At 67.2% G+C, this 17295-nt stretch carries 17 protein-coding genes and 2 tRNA genes; 8 read left to right on the top strand and 11 right to left on the bottom strand.

Going from position 1 to position 17295, the window contains the following annotated elements:
• The 3 genes from VFW04_04130 to VFW04_04120 all read left to right on the top strand — a co-directional run.
• Window positions 1-272 (top strand): hypothetical protein (locus tag VFW04_04130; GenBank protein HEX5178492.1); only part of this gene is annotated, 272 nt, incomplete at its 5' end.
• Window positions 265-639 carry a hypothetical protein gene (locus VFW04_04125; GenBank protein HEX5178491.1) on the top strand — a complete coding sequence of 125 codons (375 nt, stop codon included), beginning with the start codon at window positions 265-267 and terminating at the stop codon, window positions 637-639. The genes VFW04_04130 and VFW04_04125, both read left to right, overlap by 8 nt.
• Window positions 640-698: 59 nt before the next feature.
• Window positions 699-1826, top strand: coding sequence for a tyrosine-type recombinase/integrase (locus VFW04_04120; GenBank protein HEX5178490.1), 1128 nt, complete (start codon window positions 699-701; stop codon window positions 1824-1826).
• Between the two features lie 93 nt (window positions 1827-1919).
• On the opposite strand, the gene VFW04_04115 is transcribed toward VFW04_04120, so the two are convergent.
• From VFW04_04115 to VFW04_04095, 5 genes are all read right to left on the bottom strand, one after another.
• Window positions 1920-2006: transfer RNA gene (locus VFW04_04115), tRNA-Ser, on the bottom strand.
• 102 nt (window positions 2007-2108) lie between these two features.
• Complete coding sequence (locus VFW04_04110; GenBank protein ID HEX5178489.1) at window positions 2109-2507, bottom strand: hypothetical protein; 399 nt, start codon at window positions 2505-2507, stop codon at window positions 2109-2111.
• Between the two features lie 134 nt (window positions 2508-2641).
• Window positions 2642-3589 carry a hypothetical protein gene (locus tag VFW04_04105; GenBank protein HEX5178488.1) on the bottom strand — a complete coding sequence of 316 codons (948 nt, stop codon included), beginning with the start codon at window positions 3587-3589 and terminating at the stop codon, window positions 2642-2644.
• A 190-nt stretch (window positions 3590-3779) separates the two neighbouring features.
• Window positions 3780-3920 (bottom strand): hypothetical protein, encoded by a 141-nt coding sequence (locus VFW04_04100; protein ID HEX5178487.1) that lies wholly within the window; start codon window positions 3918-3920, stop codon window positions 3780-3782.
• An 8-nt stretch (window positions 3921-3928) separates the two neighbouring features.
• Window positions 3929-4135: an FtsX-like permease family protein gene (locus tag VFW04_04095; protein ID HEX5178486.1), complete on the bottom strand. Its 207-nt coding sequence runs from the start codon at window positions 4133-4135 to the stop codon at window positions 3929-3931.
• Window positions 4136-4598: 463 nt separating this feature from the next.
• Between VFW04_04095 and VFW04_04090 the strand changes: the two genes are divergently transcribed.
• Window positions 4599-5444 carry a hypothetical protein gene (locus VFW04_04090; GenBank protein HEX5178485.1) on the top strand — a complete coding sequence of 282 codons (846 nt, stop codon included), beginning with the start codon at window positions 4599-4601 and terminating at the stop codon, window positions 5442-5444.
• A gap of 625 nt (window positions 5445-6069) precedes the next feature.
• Here VFW04_04090 and VFW04_04085 read toward each other — a convergent pair.
• A tRNA-Ser gene (locus tag VFW04_04085) sits at window positions 6070-6156 on the bottom strand.
• A gap of 172 nt (window positions 6157-6328) precedes the next feature.
• On the opposite strand from VFW04_04085, the gene VFW04_04080 reads away from it, so the two are divergent.
• The 3 genes from VFW04_04080 to VFW04_04070 are packed head-to-tail and all read left to right on the top strand — an operon-like array spanning window position 6329 to window position 9859.
• On the top strand, window positions 6329-6667 hold the full coding sequence (locus VFW04_04080; GenBank protein HEX5178484.1) for a PadR family transcriptional regulator: 339 nt from the start codon (window positions 6329-6331) through the stop codon (window positions 6665-6667).
• A 13-nt stretch (window positions 6668-6680) separates the two neighbouring features.
• Window positions 6681-9344: an ADOP family duplicated permease gene (locus VFW04_04075; protein HEX5178483.1), complete on the top strand. Its 2664-nt coding sequence runs from the start codon at window positions 6681-6683 to the stop codon at window positions 9342-9344.
• Complete coding sequence (locus VFW04_04070; GenBank protein ID HEX5178482.1) at window positions 9341-9859, top strand: N-acetyltransferase; 519 nt, start codon at window positions 9341-9343, stop codon at window positions 9857-9859. Before VFW04_04075 ends, VFW04_04070 begins: the two co-directional genes overlap by 4 nt.
• Before the next feature lie 13 nt (window positions 9860-9872).
• Here the strand turns inward: VFW04_04070 and tadA are convergent, their stop codons facing one another.
• Both tadA and clpB read right to left on the bottom strand, forming a co-directional pair.
• Window positions 9873-10352 (bottom strand): tRNA adenosine(34) deaminase TadA, encoded by a 480-nt coding sequence (gene tadA / locus VFW04_04065; protein HEX5178481.1) that lies wholly within the window; start codon window positions 10350-10352, stop codon window positions 9873-9875.
• The gene (gene clpB, locus VFW04_04060; protein HEX5178480.1) at window positions 10349-13012 is read right to left on the bottom strand and encodes an ATP-dependent chaperone ClpB; all 2664 of its coding nucleotides are present in this window, start codon (window positions 13010-13012) and stop codon (window positions 10349-10351) included. The genes tadA and clpB overlap by 4 nt, the downstream gene beginning before the upstream one ends.
• 344 nt (window positions 13013-13356) lie before the next feature.
• On the opposite strand from clpB, the gene VFW04_04055 reads away from it, so the two are divergent.
• Complete coding sequence (locus tag VFW04_04055) at window positions 13357-13734, top strand: hypothetical protein (GenBank protein ID HEX5178479.1); 378 nt, start codon at window positions 13357-13359, stop codon at window positions 13732-13734.
• A 148-nt stretch (window positions 13735-13882) separates the two neighbouring features.
• On the opposite strand, the gene VFW04_04050 is transcribed toward VFW04_04055, so the two are convergent.
• The 3 genes from VFW04_04050 to recO all read right to left on the bottom strand — a co-directional run bounded on the left by VFW04_04050 (window position 13883) and on the right by recO (window position 17145).
• Entirely contained in the window at window positions 13883-14380 is a 498-nt protein-coding gene (locus VFW04_04050; GenBank protein ID HEX5178478.1) for a hypothetical protein, read from the bottom strand.
• 105 nt (window positions 14381-14485) lie between these two features.
• On the bottom strand, window positions 14486-16381 hold the full coding sequence (selB, locus tag VFW04_04045; GenBank protein ID HEX5178477.1) for a selenocysteine-specific translation elongation factor: 1896 nt from the start codon (window positions 16379-16381) through the stop codon (window positions 14486-14488).
• Window positions 16378-17145, bottom strand: a complete 768-nt coding sequence (recO, locus tag VFW04_04040) for a DNA repair protein RecO (GenBank protein ID HEX5178476.1) — start codon at window positions 17143-17145, stop codon at window positions 16378-16380. The genes selB and recO overlap by 4 nt, the downstream gene beginning before the upstream one ends.
• Window positions 17146-17295 lie beyond the last annotated feature (150 nt).

Genomic DNA, 17295 nt, shown 5'->3' with positions numbered 1-17295 from the left:
TCATTCTCCGGCGTGAGGCATTCGACGACGCGGCGCCGACAGGACCGCAGTTAGCGGGTGCGATCCGCGATTTCATCGCGAGCGCGGAGCTCTGGAAGGCGGCCACGCTTAGGAGCTTTGCCTTGACGGCAATGCAGCGCGCCGCACCACCGAAAGGGGCGCGGGCCGGCGGTCCGTGGATGCCAGTCACGGAGAAGAGCGGTCCTGCCCTCCGCGATTTCACGAACTACGCCCGCGAAGAGCCGGCGATCGAACTCGAGGCCCATGCCTAACTCGCTCGCGCAGCTGCTGACAGCGTGGCGCGCACGCGCCGGCGAGCTCCGTGAGTACGGCGGTGACGCCTCGGCTCGCGCGCTCGAGCACTGCGCAGACGATCTCGAGGCTGCGCTGCGCGCGGAGCTCGGCGAAGCACTGTCACTTGACGCCGCCGCGCGCGAGAGCGGATACAGCGTCGACCATCTCGCGCGCCTCATTCGCGAAGGCGCGATTCCGAACGCGGGGCGGAAACATTCGCCGGCGATTCGCCGTGCGGATCTGCCGCACAAGGCCGGAGCCTTGCGCACAGTTGCGCCAGGTGCCACATCCCGCTCGCAGATCGCGCAGTCCGTCGCCAACTCGTATCAAGGGGAACGGCGATGACTGATGCGAAACGATCGAAGCCGTGGAGCTATTCCACTGGCGAGCGAGGTAGGAACCGCGTGCGCGCGTTCGCACACGCGACGACGGGGCGAGTCTTTCTCGAGTATTACGAACAGGTCGGACGCGGCCTCAAGCCGAAGATCTGTCGCGTGGGACTCGGGGTATGCGATCGCGATCGGGCGAAGGCCGCGGCGGAGGAGCTGGCCGCTCGGCTCAGACGCGCAGAAGCACCGACACGAGAGCATGCGACGCTCGGCGTGCTGTTTGACAACTACGCGAAAGAAGTGACTCCGGACAAGTCGTTAGGCAAACAGAAGCACGACCGTGCATGCGCTGAGATGTTCCTTCGTGCGTTCGGTACCGACACCGAGGCACGGCTGCTCAGTCGTCGCGAGTGGGACCGCTTCATTCGTGATCGCCGCAGTGGCGCGATTCGCACGGAACACCAGAAGAAACGCCGGTCTGTCCGCAACCGGGTGATTGCCTACGATCTGCAGTGGCTCCTCGCGGTGCTCAATTGGGCGACCACGGCATCCAACGGCGCCGGTGGCGTCTTCCTCGACCGCAATCCGCTCAAGGGGTTCGAGCTGCCGCGGGAGCCGGCACCCGTGCGGCCGATGTTGTCGGACGAAGAATACCAGGCGATGCTCGCGGCCGCGCCGCGCGTGCATCCGTATTTCGAGCTCGCACTCGTGCTGGCGCACGAGACGGGACACCGCATCGGTTCGATCCGGCAGCTGAGGTGGTCGGATGTGCAGCTCGACGCACGGCTCATCCGTTGGCGAGCCGAGAGCGACAAGATTCAATTCGAGCACGAGACGCCGATGACGGACGCAGTTGGCGAGCTACTCGCGGCGCGGCGCCGTTCGACACTCAGTATCGGCGATGCATGGATATTCGCTGAGCCGGGCGATCCGGGTCGGCCCTGCGATCGGGACACGTTCTCGTGGTGGTGGGAAGAAGCCGAGCGGCACGCAAAAATTCCGCACGTCGCACGCCGCGGCTGGCACAGTCTCAGACGGACGTTCGCGAGCGAATTGAAGCACGTGCCGCTCAAGGACCTGTGCGAGTTAGGCGGCTGGAAGAGCGCGGATACGGTCATTGAGTGCTACATTCGGCCCGACGAGGCGACCATGCGCGACGCGCTAGCGCAGCGGAAGCCGATTCGGAAATCCGGGACGGCCTGACTTTTCGGAGTTCACACATGAGTTCACACATCGCGCCTCACACACCGATACAACACGGCCCCGCACGAGCCCGTAACTCGTTGCAGGGCCTAACGGATGGGGCGAGATTCGAACTCGCGAGGGCTGTTACACCCCACACGCTTTCCAGGCGTGCGCCTTAAACCACTCGGCCACCCATCCTGAATCAGACCCAAAACTAATGACGCGAGCCCGCCGAATACAGCGGGCTCCTCTTGGTTGAAATCGCCACGTGCGGGCGTTGCCGGCGCGTTGCGTTTCGCGCTACGGTCCGGGCGAGGCCGAGCTCGAGCCGGTCGCCGCACCACCGAACGCCGTCACGATTTTGAGCGCCTCGTCTTTGCTGAACCCCTTCGCCATGAGCGCGTCGTACAGATTGCGCACGAACGTCGCCAGGTTCTGCGCCGCGTCGGGCTTGGCAAGCACCGCCAAACGCGCAGTCAGCGATACGGCTGCGAGTTGCCCCATGCGCGCGGTCTGCTGATCCATCATCGACCGCAACATGGTTTCCATTGCGGCGCCCGAGGAGTCCGGCTTCGCCGGCGCCGTCGGCTGCTGGGCACTCGTTGCCGGTACGTACACGGCGAACAACACCGCCGCCAGTGCGATGCTCGCGGCGTGGCACGCGCCTAACACCGCGGGAAGGTTACGACTGCGCTGCATGACCGACCTCGGAGATGGGGAACCGCGCCTAACTTATGGCGGCGTGCGGTGCGCCGCCAGATGCATAGCCGGCGATGCGCTGCGTCCCCCGGGGCGCCGCCCTCGTTAGACCAGGCAACACATCGATCCGGAGATCAGGGCGCCAACACCGCCAGCACCAGCTGCGCCGTCTCCCGCGACGTTCCCTCGTAGTAGAACACATACACCTTGTGCGTCTTCTCATCCACCGCACAGGTGCGCGCCGCGCCGCCCGTCGGCACTTTCTCGACGACCGTGAACTTGTCCGGCGAATCCTCGTGCACCACGGTCATCGTGCTGTCCACGCGGTTCGCGTTGAACGCGAGCTTCGTTCCCGGATCGAACGCGTTCTCGTCGGCGCGGCTCGGCACGTGGATGCGCGACACGACGCTGCCGTTGTCGGCGTTGACGACCACCATCTCGCTGTCGCACGCCATGAAGAGCCGGCGCGACGCATTGTCCATCGCCAGACCCTGCGCGCGCCCGCAGTGCGGAATGCGGTAGGTATCCTCAATGTTGTAGCTCCTCGTGTCGACGCGCTCGACGAACCCCGAGTCCTCGACGTTGAGAAACAACTTCCCCTTCCCGTCCGCGACGCCCGACTCGAGGCCGACGCCGATGTTAGGCTTTGCGATGAGCGCTCCGGTCTTCATGTCGACCACCCACGCGTTCGGACCCTCCCATGTGAACGCGCGGTGCGTCACCGGATCGTAGCGAATGCCGTCGCCCTTCGTGTCGACGTGTCCCGTCACGGCCTGCGTCTTCAGGTCGAACAACACACCATCGCGAACGAAACCGCGGTTCTCATCGTGGGCGATGGCGTACCCGCCGCCGCCGCCCGCGATCGTGCCGATCGCCGTATCCTTGTCCACGTCGAACACCATGTCGCCTAACCCATAGAGCTTGCGCCCAACGGGATCCACAATGATGTAATCGGCGCGCGTGTGACCCAGCACCATGCGCTTGACCACGTGATAGTGCGGGGCCTGAGCCGCAACCGATGAGCTCGCAAGCGACAACGCCGCACATGCGGCGAACGATGCGAACACGCGAGACCGGAGCATGTCGTGTCCTCGGATGAAAGGATGCGATGCTAAACGGCGACCGACCGGCGATGCACCGCTTCGGGCGCCGTGCAGTACATCGTAAGCAGAATCAAGGTACACCGCGTACCTGCCAGCCACGTGACACGCCGCTGGAGATCCTCGCGGCGATGCCCGTAACAGGCCCCTCTCGGACGCTGCCGCACGACGCTCAGTCGGCCTTGAGCGCGACCGCTGGATCGACGCGCGCCGCCTGCCGCGCCGGGACGTAGCTGGCGAGCAACGCACTCACCACCAGCACGGTCGTCGCGACGCCGAACGACGCCGGATCCCGCGCCGACACTCCGACCACCCACGCGCCTAACAGACGCGCCGCGGGGGCAGCGCCGCGGCGAGGCCGAACAACGTCCCGATGACCACCGGGCGAACCGCCGCGCGCATGAAATCGCGCACGACAGCCTGCCTGGTCGCGCCGAGTGCCACGCGCATGCCGATCTCCCGCGTGTGCCGTGCAACGAGAAACGCGATGACACCGGCCAGCCCGAGCGCACAGGGAATGAGCGACACACCGCCGGCGGCCGTGAAGTCAAGGGTGCTGCTGCCACGCGTGATCCAGCGGGCTCTACGTTGGGCGGGTCATCGGCGCCGTGGCTTGGCGCCGGAGAGTGCTGACCTAGGGATCGCCGCTGTGCTCGCTTGGACGATCTCCACGCGGAGATCTTTTCTTGCCGAGCTTTGTGCGCGCCGCCTACATATAGGGCGCGCGCCGAGTCGATCGGCGCCGCCGCCGCGTTCACTGGATGCGGCATTCCCCGGGCAACACGGGAACCATGCTCATAGGGCTCACCGCACGCGCCGTCGTCGCGCCCTTTCTCAGCGGATGTCCGGCGCCCGTTAGGCAGCCGGCGGCATCGCCGTCGTGTTCGCGGCCAATACCGTGACCGCTGTACGGAGCTGGATGGACTCGCGCTATGCGCCCCACGTAAGGCGCTGCTCGGCCGGCCGCTCGAGCGCCACCGCCTAACGGTTCATGCGGGGCGTCGTCCTCGTGCTTGCGGCCGCGGCGATGCCCATCTGGCGGGTCGCCGCGCAGCCGGATTCGATCGCCGGATGGCGGGTCGTCGCCGGAGTCGACGCCGGCGCGCCGGACGGATGGGTGCAGGTGCGCGAGAACGCGACCGCCGGGACGCGCGTGCGATTCGGTCCCGACGTGCGCGTCCGGCGCGTGTTCGACTACTCGTTAGGCGTCGGCCGCCGGCTCGGCGCCCGCACGTGGGCCGACCTCGCGATCACGAGCACGACGCTCGATGGCCGCACGACGCTGCCCCGCGATGTCACGTTCAACGGCGCGACGCTCGAGCGCGGAACCGTTCTCCGCACATCCGTCGGCTTCCCACAATTCATGACGTTGACCGGCACCGTGAGCCGGCGCGTCTTGACGTTAGGCGGCGGCCAGCTCGATGTCCGCGGCGGGATCACGTTCGTCGCCCTGAGCTTCCAGTTGCACGGCACGCTCGCGCCCGGCAGCGCGTTGCACGAAACGAGCGAGGACTTCGTGACGCAGGAACTGCCCATACCGTTAGCCGGCGTGTCGATCGAGCTACCGGTTGCCGCGCGGCTCCGCGTATTCGCCGACGCCGACGGTTCGTACCTGCCGCGCGTCAACAGCCTGCGGCGCGAGGGCGGCGAGGTGACGCTGCGCCAGAGCGGCGCGAGCCTGATTGCAGGATTGCGCGGCGATGTCGCGAGAACGATGCGGATCGATCTCGGCTATCGCGCAAGTGTGCTCGCACAGCACGAGGCAAGTCGCGAAGACGGCAACGACATCGTGCTGCGATCCAGCATGGTCGCGCTGCGAGTCACACTCCGACGATAGCCGACCGCGCCGGCGCCGGCTGCCAGACGCCGGCGGCTCTCGCCTCGCTCTTCTACAAGAGGAGCCACACGTGCCGGCGTGCAAGCGCAAGACACGGGGGGCGTCGAGCCGCGAGGCACGCCGTGTGCGTACCGATAGCATGGGTGTGCGGCGACGGTTGCACCGCATCTCGTGGTGCGCGCCCGGCACTCACCTTCAGCAGGAGGGATCGACCATGGGAGACGTGAAAAACGCACCGCCCGGTCAGAGTGGCAATCCCGGTACGCCGAAGGAACGCGAGCACGAAAACCCCGATCGCGGCCACCGCGAAGAAGGCGGGATGGGCGGCAGCGGCCGGGAGAATCCCAATCACGAGCGGGATAGAGGAACTGGAGGCGGGAGTGGTGGCGGTGGCGGTGGCCAGTCAGGGAGCGACCCCAACCGTCAACGGGGCGGATCCGGCGGGTCCGGCGGATCAGGGGGCCACGGAGGCGGCGGTCACAGCACCTGATTGAAGTACCACCAAACGGCCAGCGACGAGTGATGTCGCTGGCCGTTTGGCGGCTGCGCGACGCAGCAGCCGTGGCAGCGCGTTCGCCTTGATGCGTGGATCCGGCGCGCGCAGGCGGACGCGCTGTCGTACTAACGGACGGGGTGAGATTCGAACTCACGATACGGTTGCCCGTACTCCGGTTTTCGAGACCGGTGCCTTCAGCCACTCGGCCACCCGTCCTTCACGGAACGTGAATGATGCCACGGCGCAGGGCGCGAGTCAACGCGCCGCCCCGCGCACGCTGCCCCCCACCCGTCCGCTCGCCCGCGCCGCGCGCGCCGCGCGCGCCGGCGCTCTTGACAGCCCATAGGTAGATAGCCAACATGTTGGCGACCTAACTATGGCGGCGCGCGTGCCCAAACCCACGAGCCAGAGCGACATCGTCCCCGGGACGCTCGACATGCTCATCCTCAAGACGCTCACGATCGGGCCCATGCACGGGTACTCGATCGCCCAGCACATCGCGCGCCTTTCCAAGGATGTGCTGCACGTCGAGCAAGGCTCGCTCTACCCCGCCCTCGAGCGCGTCCAGAAGAAAGGATGGGCCACCTCGCGCTGGCGCGCGTCGCCCACCGGACGGCAGGCGCGCTACTACACCATTACCGCCGCGGGCCGCCGGCACCTCGGCGAGACCAGAAGCGCGTATCAACGCACGGCGCTCGCCATCGCGCGCGTGATGCGGCGCGCCTGATCCCTGCCCGCTCATGTCGCTGATCGACGGCCTCCGCTATCGTCTCCGCGCTGTGTTCGGCGCCCGCCGCCACGCGCGCGACGCCGAGCGCGAACTGCGGTTCCATCTCGATCTCGAAGCGGCCCAACGCCGCCACGACGGCGCCCCGGCCGCGGACGCCGAGTTCGCCGCGCGCCGTCAGTTAGGCAACCGCACCGCGGTCGCCGAGGCCATGCGCCGCGTCGCGGGGCTCGGCTGGCTCGATACGACGCGGCAAGACGTGGCGTTCGCGCTCCGCGGCATCCGGCGCGCGCCGGGCTTTTCCATCGTCGCGGTCACCACACTGGCGCTCGGAATCGGCGCCGCCACGGCCATCTACGCCGTGGTCAACACGGTTCTGATCCGCCCTCTGCCGATCGTCGACGCCGATCGCGTCCTCGACCTCGAGTTGGTGCGGCCGGACTCGTCACACGAACCGACGATCTTCTTCGTGTCGGTGCCGCAATTCCTCCGCTGGCGCACGGAGCTGCGCAGCTTCGCCGCCATTGGCGCCGTCAGGCCGATGCGTGAGGCTCCGTTAGGAAAACACAGCTTCGCCGAGCGGCCGCTCTGGATGGATGCGAAGGACGTGGTTCGGGTCAGCGCCGTGACACCCAACTATTTCAGTGTGCTCGGAACGGCGCCCGCCCTGGGCCACGGATTCGGTGCCGGCGATGCTGGTGCGACCGCTGATCGCACCGCCATCTTGTCGTACGCCTATTGGCAGCGTGCCTACGCCGGCGATCCACACGCACTGGGCCGAACGATCGAATTCGGCGGCGACACCTACACGATCATCGGCGTCATGCCGAAAGGGTTCGCCTTCCCCGAAGATACGCAGGTTTGGACGTCCGCCGCACCCGACATCGAGTCATTCAAGACCAACGAATACACGTTCGGATTCCATGTGGTGGGCCGCCTGCGCAATGGCATCTCTTCAGCGCAGGCCTTGTCGGACCTGCGCACACGGTTCGCCTCCGACACGGTCGGCGTCCGCTCGCTGACAGACCTGCGCGTCGTGGCGCCGCGCGTTCGCGATGCATTGGTCGAAGAAGTGGCCACGCATCTGGTGATCATGACCGCGTGTGTCGGCCTGCTCCTGCTCATCGCCACGGCGAACGTCACGAACATGCTGCTCGTGCGCGGAACGGCGCGGCGCCACGAGATCGCCGTCCGCCTCGCGTTAGGCGCCGGGCGCCGCCGCGTCGTGCGGCAGCTCATCACCGAGGCGATGATGTTGGCGGCGCTTGGCGCGGGCGCGGGTCTTGGCGCCGCCGCCCTTATCGCCCGGTTCGTCGCGGCCGAGCCCACCCTCAACTTGCCGCGCCGCTCGTTCGTCACCCTCGATGCGTCGGTGGTCCTTGTCGCTGCCGTTGCCGCGATGGTAGTCGGTATCGTGTGCGGACTCGTGCCGGCGCTGACCGTCTCCCGCGAAGCGCTCGAAGCCACCTTGAGAAGCGAGACGGCGCGGCACAGCGTCGGGCGACGCCCTCGTCGACTGCGAAATGCTCTCGTGGTCGGACAAGTGGCGACGGCGATGGTGTTGCTCGCCGGCGCGGGGTTGCTCGTGCAAACATTCCATCACCTGATGGAGCTCCGACCCGGCCTTACGGAGGAGGGCGTCCTCACAGCGAGCATCTATCCTGGCTCGCCGGCGACGGACACGGTCGCACGCGTGCTGGCCGCTCGTCGCATCTCGGACCGCCTGCGCGCCTTGCCCAACCTGTCGGATGCGTCCGTCTCGACGACATCCCCGTTGGGCGGCGCGATCTCGTTCCGCGACCTTCGCGTTCCAGGGCTCGTACCGGCCGACTCCGCGAAGGCCTATACGTTGTTCGCCGGCATCGACAGACACTATTTCACGACGCTGGGCATTCGTGTCGTGCGCGGCCGCGCATTCACGGAACAGGATCTCGCGCGCCGCGATGTCGCGATGGTGAACGAGACGCTTGCCAAGCGCTACTTCGGCTCACTCGATCCGCTCGGTCGCCATATCATCGCCGCAGACTATCCGCTGCCGTTGGAAGTCATCGGCGTGGTGCAAGACATCCGGGGCCACACGGCAAGTCCAACGGCGGAGCCCGAGACGTACGTCCCGATCGCGGCCGAAGGCGCGCAGAATCTCTCGTTGATCGCTCGCGTCGTCCATGGCGACCCGCTCGCACTGGTGCCGGCGGTCGAGTCCGCCGTGGTACAAGCGGCACCGGGTTCGCGGCTCACGTACCTCGGTCCGCTCACGGCGCAGATGGGATACCTGGCGGGAACGGAGCACACGTATATGACACTCCTCGTCGGCTTCGCACTCGCCGCCCTGGTCATCACCGCGGTCGGCCTCTACGGTGTGATCTCCTACACCGTCGCCCAACGCAACCGTGAAATCGGCATCCGCATCGCCCTCGGCGCCTCGCCTAACACAGTACGGCGGAGAGTCGCGCGACAGGGACTGGGCCTCACGCTGGCCGGTGTCGGCGTGGGCGCCGCGGCGGCCGTCGTCGCGACGCGCGTGCTGCGCAACATGCTCTACGGCGTCGCCCCCGGCGACCCCTCCGTGCTCGCGGCCGTCGCGCTCCTGCTCCTGGCCGTCGCGCTCCTCGCCAGCTGGGTCCCCGCGCGCCGCGCCGCGGCAGTCGACCCGCTCGTCGCCATTCGCGCCGAATGACGGCCCCGTTAAGCAGCAGCCGGCCGGATGCCGCCATCCGCCCCCTCCGCGCCCGCGACCGACCCGCCGTCTCGCGCATCCTCGAGTCCACCGGCAAGTTCACGCCGGGCGAAATCGCCGTCGCCCTCGAGCTCGTCGACGCCTGGCTCGCCACCGGCGCCGCCAGCGACTACCTCTGCGCCGTCCTCGATGCCAGCGCCGACCCCGACCGCCCCGACGTGCAAGGCTACGTCTGCTACGGCCCCACGCCGCTCACCGAGTCCACCTTCGACCTGTACTGGATTGCCGTCGACCGCGCGGCGCAAGGCCGCGGCTTCGGCCGGCTGCTCGTCGAGTACGCCGAGCGCGAGGTGCGACGGATGCGCGGCTCCCAACTTCTCATCGAGACGTCGTCGCAGGAATCGTACGGCGCGACGATTCATTTCTACGAGCGCGCGGGTTACGCGCTCGTCGCGCGCGTGCCCAACTTCTACCGCGCCAACGACGACAAACTGATTTTCGCCAAATCGCTCTGACGCACGCGTACGATCACGTCGGCGTCACCAGCCGACGCTCCGCGAAAAACCGCGAGAGCACATCGCCGCATTCGTCGGCCAACACACCCGCCACCACCTCGGGGCGATGATTCAACCGCGGATGCCGCAGCAGATCGCCCACCGATCCGGCCATGCCGGCCTTGTCATCCCAGGCGCCCAGCACCACGCGCCCAACGCGCGCCAACACCATGGCGCCCGCGCACATCGCGCACGGCTCGAGCGTCACGTATACCGTGCACTGCTCCAACCGCCCATAGCCCAGCACCCGGATCGCCTGACGCACCGCCAGCAGCTCGGCGTGCGCCGTCGCATCCTTGTCCCGCACCATCCGGTTGGCCACGCGCGCGATCACCTCGTTAGGCCGACGCCCGTTGGACACGACGACGGCGCCCACGGGAACCTCGCCCGCGAGCGCCGCCTCGCGCGCCACGCTCAACGCCTCGCGCATCCACCGGATGTCGTCGCTGCTCACGGACGCCGGCCTCCACCGCGCGCCGACTCGCGGCCGTTGCCGCCCGCCGCCGCCTCGACCGGCTCGGCGCGCTCGAACTGCAACTCGCCCGCCTCGCCAGGCCCACGCGTCACCAAGATCCGGTCGCCCTCGTTGAACTTCCCTTCCAGCACCGACAGCGCCAGCGGGTTCTGCACGTACCGCTGAATCGCCCGCTTGAGCGGACGCGCCCCGAACGCCGGATCGAATCCCTCCTCGGCCAGGAACCGCTTCGCCTCCGGCGTCAGCTCGATCGTCAGCTTGCGCTCCGCCAACAGGCGCTCGAGATGGTGCAGCTGGATCTCGATGATCTCTTCGATCTGCTCCATGGTGAGCGGCTTGAAGATGATCACGTCGTCGACGCGGTTCAAAAACTCGGGCTTGAAGTGCTGCCTGAGGGCGCCCAACACGTGCGACTCCACCTCGGCCCAGTCGGCGGTGCCACGCTCCAGAATGAACTGGCTGCCGATGTTCGAGGTCATGATGATGACGGTGTTGCGGAAGTCCACGGTGCGGCCCTGCGAGTCCGTTAGGCGGCCGTCATCGAGGATCTGGAGCAGAATGTTGAACACGTCCGGGTGCGCCTTCTCGATCTCGTCGAACAGCACCACCGAGTACGGACGCCGGCGCACCGCTTCCGTGAGCTGGCCGCCTTCCTCGAAACCGATGTAGCCCGGGGGCGCTCCGATGAGGCGCGCCACGGCGTGCTTCTCCATGTACTCCGACATGTCGATGCGCACCATGGCCTGCTCGGAGTCGAACAGGAATTCGGCTAACGCGCGAGCGGTCTCGGTCTTCCCCACCCCGGTGGGGCCGAGGAAGATGAAGGAGCCGATCGGACGGTTCGGATCCTGCAGCCCGGCGCGCGAGCGCCTCACGGCGTCGGCCACGGCGCGCACGGCTTCCCGCTGCCCGATCACGCGCGATCCCAGCACGGTCTCGAGCTTCGTCAGCCGCTCCCGTTCGCTTTCCATCATCCGGGACACCGGTATACCCGTCCAACGGGCAACGATCTCCGCCACGTCGTCTGCGTCGACCTCTTCCTTGAGAAACTGTGGCCGGCCGCCGGGCTTGTTCTTGAGCGCCTGCTCAGCCTCACGCAGTTGCTGTTCCAGTTGCGGCACCTTCCCATACGTTATCTCCGCGGCCCTTCCAAGATCGCCCGACCGTTGGGCGCGGTCGGCCTCGATCCGCGCGGCCTCGAGCTGCTGCTTGATCTCGCCCACCTTGCCTAACGTGTCCTTCTCCCCCTGCCACTGCGCCTTCATCCCCGAGGCGCGCTCCCGGAGCTCGGCCAGCTCGCGCTCGAGCGACGTCCGCCGCTCCACCGACGCCGGGTCCTTCTCTTTCTGCAGCGCCTGCCGCTCGATCTCCAGCTGCATAATCCGCCGCTCCACTTCGTCGATCTCCTGCGGCATCGAATCGATCTCGATGCGCAGCCGCGAGGCGGCCTCGTCGATCAGATCGATCGCCTTGTCGGGCAGAAACCGGTCGCCGATGTACCGATTCGACAGCGTGGCCGCGGCCACCACAGCGCCATCCGTGATCCGCACGCCATGATGCACCTCGTAGCGCTCCTTGAGTCCACGCAGAATCGCAATCGTGTCCTCCACCGTCGGCTCACCGACGTACACCGGCTGGAACCGCCGCTCGAGCGCAGCGTCCTTCTCGACGTGCTTCCGATACTCGTCGAGCGTCGTCGCCCCAACCACCCGCAGCTCACCCCTCGCCAACATCGGCTTGAGCATGTTGCCGGCATCCATAGCGCCCTCTGCCGCGCCGGCGCCGACCAGCGTGTGCATCTCGTCGATGAACACGATGAACACGCCTTCCGCAGACGTGATCTCCTTGAGCACCGCCTTGAGCCGCTCCTCGAACTCACCGCGGAACTTCGCCCCGGCGATCAACGCGCCGAGGTCGAGCGCCACCAGCCGCTTGTTCTTGAGACCCTCCGGCACGTCTCCATTTACAATGCGCTGAGCGAGGCCTTCGACAATCGCCGTCTTGCCGACACCGGGCTCACCGATGAGCACGGGGTTGTTCTTGGTCCGGCGAGAAAGCACCTGAATCACTCGCCGGATCTCCTCGTCGCGACCGATCACCGGATCGAGCTTGCCCTTGCGGGCAGCGTCCGTGAGATCGCGCGTGAACCGCTGCAGAGCCTGGTACTGGTTCTCCGGACTCTGATCCGTCACGCGATGCGACCCGCGCACGGCCTGCAACGCCTCGAGCAGCGCGTCGCGATCGGCGCCTACCGATTTGAGTATCTCGTAGCTCTCCGTGCCGCGCACCGATGCCAGCGCAACGAGCATGTGCTCGGTCGACACGTACTCATCCTTGAGCGACTTGGCCTCCTCTTCGGCCTTGTCGAGCACCTGGTTGAGCTCGCGCGACATCGACGGCTGCGCGCCGCCCGACTGCTTCGGATACCGCTCCACCTCACGCTCGAGCCTGGCTCTCAAGTCCGTGACGTTGGCGCCGAGCTTGTGGAGCAAAGGGATGACGATGCCTTCGTCTTGCCCAAGGAGCGCAAGAAAGAGCTGCCCGTCGTACACGAGCGGATTTCCGTTGCGCCGAGCCATGGCGATGGCCTCGTTGAACGCCTCCGCTGCCTTGACTGTAAGTCGATCCGGGTTGATCATCGCTTGGATACCTGATAAAGTGCTTTAACAGATTTAGCCTAAGTTATTGTGCACACGCAGAAAGCAACGTTTATACCATATCCATGTGCCATTTCGGCGGATTTGGCGACGGCATGGCGACAGCGGCATAGGCGCAGTCAACACATTATCCACATAGTGTCTCGCGGGCGAGGGCGCAATCCGGCTATAGGGTACCCCCCTATACTTTCGCTCGCACATTTCGAGTCGCGGCGTATCGCTGGCGCCCTACTGCATTGGTGCCGGCGGCATGTGTGGGTCGTGAGGACCGAGGAACAGCGGGAGCCGTTGACGTGTGGTGAGGCAACTCGGTAGCGTTGCAGCCAATGATTGCGCGTCGCTTGGCGTTTCTCTTGTCGATCACGATGGTCGCGTGCATCGGCTGTCCGGGTGCGAAGATGCCGACCTCTTCCGTGGATGACTCGACGTTTGTGAGAACGATGGTCGAGTTGCAGCGGCTGCAGGGCGACACGACGTTGGACAGTCTCATGCGCGATTCGACGAGGCGCATCATTCTTCGGCGTCATGGGCTGACGACCGGTGAGTTGGTGCAAGCGGCCCGGGCAATGGCGTACGATCCTGCCCGAGCGGAGCGGGTCTGGACGGCGATCAGCAACGCAAGGACGCCGGGCGGATACAAGCCGATCAGGCGGGCGACGACACCGCAGGCGCCGCAGCACATCGCCACGCCGTCGAGGCCCTGATCCATTTCGCTGGGTGATGAGCCGCGTGAGTGTCGCGTACTCAGCCGCAGGCCTCTTCTGAAGCAGAAGCGCGGCGACGACTGGGTGTCGGCACCGCGCTTCGAGCGCCCGCACAAAACCGGCCGGGCTCAGTGGATCAGGATCAATTTCATCTCAGCACAATCATTTTTCTGCCGAGTGTGTGGCCGTCGAATTCGATGACGTAGATGTAGACACCGGACGGCACCTGACGAGCTGTGTTCATGTAGTTGCCGTTCCAGAACGCGGTGTACGATCCGCAAGTTAGCGTGACGTTCACCACGGGTCGGCCACTATCGGTATTGCTTGTCGAACCTCCTCCAGCACTGGATCCGGTGGTGCCTTGCAGGACCGGAATCCCGACCAATTGTGCAAGTACGTTGTAAATCCGCAAGGACACACGGTGCTGCCGGCCTGCGTCTTTCGAGCAGGTAGGTGGATCTCCGATGGTGAAAGGGATGACCGTGGCCGGATTGAAGGGGTTCGGGAAGTTCTGCCCGAGCTGCACCCCGGGGTTTCGCTCGCCAGCGGTAGGAGGGGAGATTGTGGTCCCCTGCGCCGCCGCCGAAGTCGGCACGAGCGTGCCTAGGGCAAGCACGGTAAGCAGCGCTGCCCAGCGGTGCTTCATGTGCCTTCTCCGACTGACGATAAAGAAAGCCTGTGGGGACACTCCTGCCAGTGGTTGTACCAACGTGCGAACCGCCGGCGAACATAGGCCGCCTGTAAGGCAGTGTCAAGAAAGGCGAATGCCCTCTCGCTCTGGACTTACGCGCGGCCCTGCCGGAGTGCGGGGGCCGAGGACTCGACCCGTCGCTCGTCGCTGTGTGAGACCGGTGCGATCGGCGTATTCGAGCAGCGGGATGAGATATTTTCGCGAGACGCCGAGGGCATCGCGCAGCTCGGACGGGGATTTATCTTTGCCGTCGGCCAACGCCGATCGGAGCACCGCTTCGAGTCGATCGAGGGCTGGGGCTGCGTAGTAGCGATCGGGTGCGACCTGGACGACGCGTCCTTGGCGTTCGAGCAGCTTGAGGACAGACATGCTGTCGGGCCCGAACTTTTGGGCGAGCTCGTCCACCGATGGTGGTTCGCGATCGGCCTGGTCGAGGGCGCGCGCGATGTCGTCGAGTGTCGTTTGCGCGTGTTGATCGAGGGTGGGCGTCCAGCCGTGGCGCATCACGAGGCCGCTGGAGACGTCTACCTGGTGTCGGCCGAGCAGCGTCGAAACGATGAGGTCGGCGAGGGCCTGATTGGCGGTGGTTTGTGCGCGGACGGATTGCAGCGGCGCGCCGGGATCGAGCGGAAACCTGGCGTGGTGGTCGTCGACGAGCGACGCGAAGCGCTGCTCGAGCGCCGTCACGATCGGGGCGGCGTAGAGGACGTCGCCCATGCGTCGCGCGTCGCCGGCGGCGGTGGCCAGCGCTTCGACGTCGGCCGGGTGTGCGCCGACGCGGACGGGAAGGGTCGATACGAGGACGCCTAACGGGCCGGCGTGCCGCAGCACTTCGTCCAGGCGCTGGGCCGGCGTCGCGGCATCAACGGTCCACGGGCGCGCTCGGCGCTGCGGCGGTGACGGGTCGTCGATCACGCCGCCGCCGATGGTGGTGAGCGGCGACGCGCTGCGGAGTACGAAGCGGTCGCCGGCTCGACCGACGACTGGCGCATCGAGGATGACGCGCGCGTGTTTGCGTGCTCCGGGCGCGAGCGCGCCGCCCGGGGCGACGATGCGCGCGCCGACTTCGACCGTGCCCAGGTGGAACCGGACGGTGGTGCGGGGCCCGAGTGCGCGCGGCGCATCGGGCAGCAGCGCCACGTCGGCGAGCAGCACGGTGGACGCCAGCCATGCATCGTCCGACACGAGGACGCTGCCTCTGCCTAACTCCGCCACGCCCAGGGCGGCGAGCGCGATGGCGGCGCGGGTGCCGGGCAGCGCCGCCTCGACTGCCGCGCCGTGGGACTCGATGTTCCGCACGCGGGCGGCCGCCCCGCCGGGCAAGACGCGCACGGCCGCATCTCGCGTTAGGCGCCCGCTCCACACCGTTCCGGTGACCACGGTGCCGGTGCCGCGCACGCTGAACGCGCGGTCGACGGGCAGGCGGAACAGGTCGGCGGCATCGCGCGCCGGCAGGGCGCGCACCGCTGCCGCGAGGGTCGACCGGAGGACGTCCAATCCGCGGCCGGAGACGACCGACGTTTCGACCATCGGCGTGCCGTCGAGCGCGGTGCCGGCAACCAGCGTTAGCACATCGTCGCGCACGAGCGCGAGCCAGTCGTCGTCGACCAAGTCGCACTTGGTGAGCGCGATCACGCCGCCTTTGACGCCGAGGATGTCGAGGATGGCCAGGTGCTCGCGGGTCTGCGGCATCACGCCTTCGTCGGCGGCGATGACGAGGAGCACGAGGTCGACGCCCGTGGCGCCGGCGAGCATGTTGCGCACGAAGGCCTCGTGGCCCGGGACGTCGACGACGCCTAACACCCCGTGGGCGCCGAGGTCGAGCGGCGCGAATCCCAGATCGATGGTGATGCCGCGCCGCTTTTCTTCGGCGAGGCGGTCGGTGTCGACGCCGGTGAGCGCTTTGACCAGGGCGGTCTTCCCGTGGTCGACGTGGCCGGCGGTGCCGAGAATCACGCCGTGCTCCAGGCGCCGAGCTCCCACACGTCGAAAGCGTTGAGGGCGCGTCCGTCGGCGACGTGGTGGTGCAGGAATTCGCGCAGCAGGCGCTGGTGCGCGCGCAGCTCGCGCGGCACGAGCGGCGCTGACGCGCTGCTGCCGGTGTCGCACCATGCGCCGATGGCCGCCCGTGCGTTAGGCGGCAGCGCGCGCGAACCGGGGTGGCGCCCGGCGCAGCGCACGCACAACACGCCGCCGGCGGCGTGGCTGAACGGCGCCGGCGCGTCCTGGCCTAACTCGTCGTGGCAGAGCGCGCACGCGTCGAGCGACGGCGCGAAGCCGAGCTGGGACACGAGCCGCCACGCGCCGGCCAGACCGGCCTCGCCCGCACGGGCAGCGTCCGACGCGGCGACCTGATCGAGCGCGTCGGCGAGCGCGTCGAACATCTCTTCGTTGGTCTCATCGGCCGCGCCGAACCGCAGCACGAGCTCGACGAGCGCCGAGGCGCTGGCAAATCGTCCGAGGTCATTGCCGATTTCGGCGCGTGCGTTCACGATTTCGAACGCGCCAAGGGTCTGGAGCTCCCTGCCCTGCTTCAGGTGGATCTGCGCCGCGCCCTGCGCGAAGAGGTCGAGGGCGGTGCCGAAGCGGCTCTTGGCGCGCCGGGCGCCCCGGGCCATGGCGGACTGCACGCCGGCGTCGCGCGTCAACAGGCGGACGATGACGGAGGTTTCGGAGTAGTCGAAGCAGTGGAGGACGATTGCCTCCGTCGTAAGGAGCATCCAGAAACCTACCAGTCGGAGAAGACCGGACAAAGCCGACAGACGGACAAAACCGACAGGCGGACAAAGCCGGACAATGCCGGAGTAACGGCGACAGGCGGACAAAACGGACAAAGCCGGACAATGCCGGATAACAGCAAGCGCGGAGGG

This window comes from Gemmatimonadaceae bacterium (assembly GCA_036273715.1).
GTDB lineage: Bacteria > Gemmatimonadota > Gemmatimonadetes > Gemmatimonadales > Gemmatimonadaceae > JADGGM01.
This window is presented reverse-complemented; position numbering and strand designations above follow the sequence as displayed.